Raw genomic sequence first — 2,109 nt, forward strand, 5'->3', positions numbered from 1 at the left:
AATCCAACAAGCCATCTTGTTAGTCCTCACGCCGATCTTCGACCCGAACTTTTCGGAGTCAAGTTTCGGCTTTCGGCCCTATCGCTCAGCCCATGAAGCGATCCATCTCGTTCAGCAACACATCCGGGCGGGTTACCGCTGGTGCGTTAACATGGACCTTACGAAATTTTTCGACACGGTTCAACATGACGTTCTCATGTGTCGTGTCGCTCGCAAGGTTCGCGACAAGCGATTGTCGCGTCTGATCGGGAACTACCTACGGGCTGGCGTGATGGTCGATACCGACTTCCACCCATCGAACGAAGGTACCATGCAAGGCGGGCCGCTCTCGCCATTACTTGCGAATATTCTGCTGGATGACTTCGACAAGGAAATGGAACAACGAAGCCATCGTTTTGTACGATATGCAGACGACTTCTTGGTATTCTCCAAAACTGAGCAGTCAGCAACACGAGTCTTTCGTTCAGTGGAACGTTACCTCACCCGAAAGCTCAAACTCGTGGTCAACCACGACAAGAGCAGCGTTTGTCGCACGGAGGACGTCGAGTATCTCGGCTACCGCTTTCGTGGATTCGGCGGACGATTCGAGGTGAGTGCGAAGAACCTTCGCAAGTTCAAGGACCGCGTGAAAGAGATAACACGCCGCATCGGAGGCCGGTCGATGTCATCACGTTTCATTGAACTACGACGGTACTTTCAAGGATGGATCGGCTACTTTCATTACGGCCTACACAAGACGCAGCTGCAGTATCTCGACAAATGGGTTCGTCGGCGCATCCACGCTTGCTACTGGAAACAGTGGTATCGAGTCCGCACACGGATACGAATGCTGTTGAAGTTAGGAGTGCGTCAGGAGGAAGCCATCTCGCACGGCAGCAGTGGGAGAGGATATTGGGTGATGTCATCGAGTGCAGCGATGCACGTCGCGATCTCAATTGACTATCTCAAGAAGAACGGACTAGCGCGCCTTGAGGAAATCTGGAGCAAGTTTGCTTCCAAGAAACGAACCGCCGGATGCGGACCCGCATGTCCGGTGGTGTGAGAGGGGTCCGCAGCAATGCGGCCCCTATCTCGATCATGGTTACCCGTTTTCGTGCTGCCAGAACGTTTGGCAAGTGCTGTCGTGCATCACAACCCCAATTCTAAACGGGGCAGTTGTCCGCAGCGACGCCCAACCATCGAACTCACGCAATAAGTCGCAAAACGCTGGAAACACCGCCTTGTTGACGCCTTCGTCGCCGGTTGCGTTACGATCGACTGCCGTCTGATCTCCGTTTAAATCACAAACGAGGAGGCGATTATCGCAGTCGTAGAGGTCGGGGAATGATGATAGTTCGAATTCGGCAAAATCAGGAAAGGCAAAATCGGCGGGAGAGTTGCAAAATAGACCTGCATTGTCTTCGCCATACCAGTCGGGCCCCTTGTGCTGCCATTCACTGACCGATGCGTCCGAGTGAAATTGGTGATCGAAACAGAGTCCAGCAATTCGTGAATACGGAAACACGTATAGCGCTACCGTTGATACCCCAACGTCAGGATGTGCATCAGTGAACGACCGGCAAGTTTCTTTCAAGAACACTGAAAGCAGATCACGGATGGGACGCAAGTCAATTGTGGCGTTGGTCATTTTCAGTCGGGTAACGCCAGCGGTAACGGGGTAATGGGATCGTAGCGGAGGCGGAAAAATGGCGTAGCCACACCGCCGTAGCGGAGAGCACATTACTCCCGTTCACCGCATTGTTATTCGCCACCAGTTGGCGTTGTGTCGATTCCTGCATCCGCAAGTTCATCTGACGTAGGAGTTGACAGCTTATCATCGCGAAAAACGACGAACAATCCTACGCTCCCGAACGGATTCTTACCAGGCAGATCAAGTGGCATGTCCGTCGCCGCGGTCCCATTCGCAACTCTGTAGAACCCTTCGTTCGGGATTTCGAAGTAGTGAAACCCGTCTTTACGACCCAGGAAGTAAAAGATCTGCGTAAGTGTGTACGGGGCACTACGGCCATCGCCGCCGCCAGTCTGATCGCCGACGCGTGCCCAAAACTGAACCTTTCCGTCTTCATGCGAGATCAACCGACGATCACTGATCGGACCACCGGTCATGTA

General features: G+C 53.3%; 2 protein-coding genes and 1 pseudogene. 1 reads left to right on the plus strand and 2 read right to left on the minus strand.

Annotated features, from left to right (window positions below):
- A partial coding sequence (locus Pla100_RS30215) for a reverse transcriptase domain-containing protein (protein WP_146583114.1) occupies positions 1–1,042 on the plus strand: 1,042 nt, incomplete at its 5' end.
- 39 nt (positions 1,043–1,081) lie between these two features.
- Here Pla100_RS30215 and Pla100_RS30220 read toward each other — a convergent pair.
- Together Pla100_RS30220 and Pla100_RS31395 are read right to left on the minus strand one after the other, a co-directional pair.
- Positions 1,082–1,627, minus strand: a complete 546-nt coding sequence (locus Pla100_RS30220) for a hypothetical protein (RefSeq protein ID WP_146583115.1) — start codon at positions 1,625–1,627, stop codon at positions 1,082–1,084.
- 113 nt (positions 1,628–1,740) lie between these two features.
- Positions 1,741–2,109, minus strand: a pseudogene (locus tag Pla100_RS31395) (hypothetical protein); the annotation flags it as partial.

It is taken from the genome of Neorhodopirellula pilleata (assembly GCF_007859915.1).
Classification (GTDB): domain Bacteria; phylum Planctomycetota; class Planctomycetia; order Pirellulales; family Pirellulaceae; genus Rhodopirellula; species Rhodopirellula pilleata.

Coding starts and splice junctions, on each gene's coding strand:
- Pla100_RS30220 (WP_146583115.1), bottom strand. CDS start 1,627: ATGACCAACGCCACAATTGACTTGCGTCCCATCCGTGATCTGCTTTCA.